General features: G+C 35.2%; 2 protein-coding genes and 1 pseudogene. 2 read left to right on the forward strand and 1 reads right to left on the reverse strand.

Annotated features, from left to right (window positions below; translation table 11 throughout):
• Nucleotides 1–52 precede the first annotated feature (52 nt).
• Entirely contained in the window at nucleotides 53–739 is a 687-nt protein-coding gene (locus H6G25_RS20755) for a conjugal transfer protein TrbI (RefSeq protein WP_190394116.1), read from the reverse strand.
• 398 nt (nucleotides 740–1,137) lie between these two features.
• On the opposite strand from H6G25_RS20755, the pseudogene H6G25_RS20760 reads away from it, so the two are divergent.
• Together H6G25_RS20760 and H6G25_RS20765 are read left to right on the forward strand one after the other, a co-directional pair.
• Nucleotides 1,138–1,524: pseudogene (locus H6G25_RS20760) on the forward strand (XisH family protein).
• Nucleotides 1,512–1,847, forward strand: a complete 336-nt coding sequence (locus H6G25_RS20765; RefSeq protein WP_190394117.1) for a XisI protein — start codon at nucleotides 1,512–1,514, stop codon at nucleotides 1,845–1,847. The pseudogene H6G25_RS20760 and the gene H6G25_RS20765 overlap by 13 nt, the downstream one beginning before the upstream one ends.
• The last annotated feature ends 66 nt before the right edge of the window (nucleotides 1,848–1,913 follow it).

Genomic DNA, 1,913 nt, shown 5'->3' on the forward strand with positions numbered 1-1,913 from the left:
TTCATAAGAGCGAAAACCGCTGTATATCATGATATATATCATGAACTTCAGTTTATTGACGAGTGATCACCAAATTTGAAGTTAGGGTAATATTTAAATCTTGTTCTGGTCTGAGGACAAAAACATCAGCTTTTTGTTTCCGTAATAATACACTAGCTAAAGCCCCCGCTGCTGCCCCACCAACAGGTTCTAAAACTTCAATTTTCTTATTACCTGTTACCAAAGAAATCAAAGTAGCAGCACCCGCACCAATAGCCGCATCTGTTAATATTTGACCAGTGCTTGATCCTTTGGTAATTGTTTCCGTTTGGGTGATAGTTTTAGAGTTAGCAAAAATCTGTAATCGTTGTCCAGAAGGAAATACTAATTCCCTGGCTACAAAGCGCACACCTTGGCGGTTATTATTATTAGTAGATGCCCCATTTAATCTTACTGGTTGTAACTCACCAATAACTTCAGTATTAGCAGGGATTAAAATATTTCTGTTATTATCAGTAATATTGTCAGCTATTTTCAAAGTTAAGGCTAATGTTTCACCAGGTTTGACAATAACTTTCTCCTTTTCATAGGTAACAGGTAAAGTTACATTAGCGGGGATACTAATTGTCCGCGATTGATTGAGATTAAATCCTTGGGCAAAAACAGGATTAAATGATAACATGGGGATAGCTGTACCTGTAGTAATGGCCATAGCCATGAGTGCAGCAGTGCTAGATTGCCAACGGATAGAATTACTCATGATAGGATTGTCAATAATATATGATATCTGAGATGACGTGAATTGGCTAAGATAGTTTCTGGACAATTTATATATTTTATTATATCCTGAATAAGCTGATGTGCAACTAAATTGTATAATCCTAATATTCTTAACTCTTGTGGAACAGGTATAGACAGCCTGTTAAACTTATACAAATTAAATGCAGTACAGCTTACCTGACTTGGGGGTTAGATTACCCCGCACCTAAACAAGTTTAAATATTAAAGAGATTAAATAATGGTAAAACTGAAAATTATCAACATTAGACATCTGGTGAAAAATATTGTAGAGCCGAGAATCCCTACCCATGGAACGTCTCTACAAGGGTTGTAAGTCAGGCACATTTAATTACCAAAGATGTCTATTTGGTGTTACCCGTGTCTGCAAAAGATATATTTCACGAAGCAGTAAAAAAGGCTTTAGAAAAAGAGTAGTGGTTAATTACAGATGATCCACTAAAATTCAAATTTGGCAACGTTAATTTTCAAGTTGATTTAGGTGCAGAGAAATTAGTAGCTGTTGAAAAAGAAGGTGAGAAAATAGCTATAGAAATTAAAAGTTTCCTGAATCCTTCAGCAATTACAGATTTTTATGCTGCTTTAGGTCAATTTCTTAGCTATCGTTTAGCACTAGAAAATCTTGAACCAAATCGGACTTTGTATATGGCTGTTCCGGTAGATGCTTATCGAGATTTTTTTCAACTTGAATTTACTCAAATTGTATACGAAGCAAGAAAAGAGGTAATCATAAAATGGATAAAATAACCCTATACCGAGAATACATTAAAACCCTACTCACAAATTACGCTAAAGATGATATTTCCACAGAAGAAATAGATGTACAACTCATCTTTGATACAGAAAATGACCATTATCAATGGATGAATGTGGGATGGGAAGACTTAAATCGCGTTTATCGCACTGTGATACACTTAGATATTAAAAATGGCAAAATTTGGCTACAACAAAATTTAACAGAAGAAAATCCCGCAGCAGACTTAGTAAAAATGGGAGTTTCCAGGGAGGATATTGTACTAGGTTTACATCCTCCTTATAAACGCCCCTATACAGATTATGGAGTAGCTTAAAAACTTCTGTTTATTTTTGTTCCTTTGTGTCTTTGCGTGAGATACAGGGGTTTCCGCTCTTATGAG

Origin of the sequence: Dolichospermum sp. FACHB-1091, assembly GCF_014697585.1 — a bacterium.
In the GTDB taxonomy this organism is placed as follows: Bacteria; Cyanobacteriota; Cyanobacteriia; order Cyanobacteriales; family Nostocaceae; genus Dolichospermum.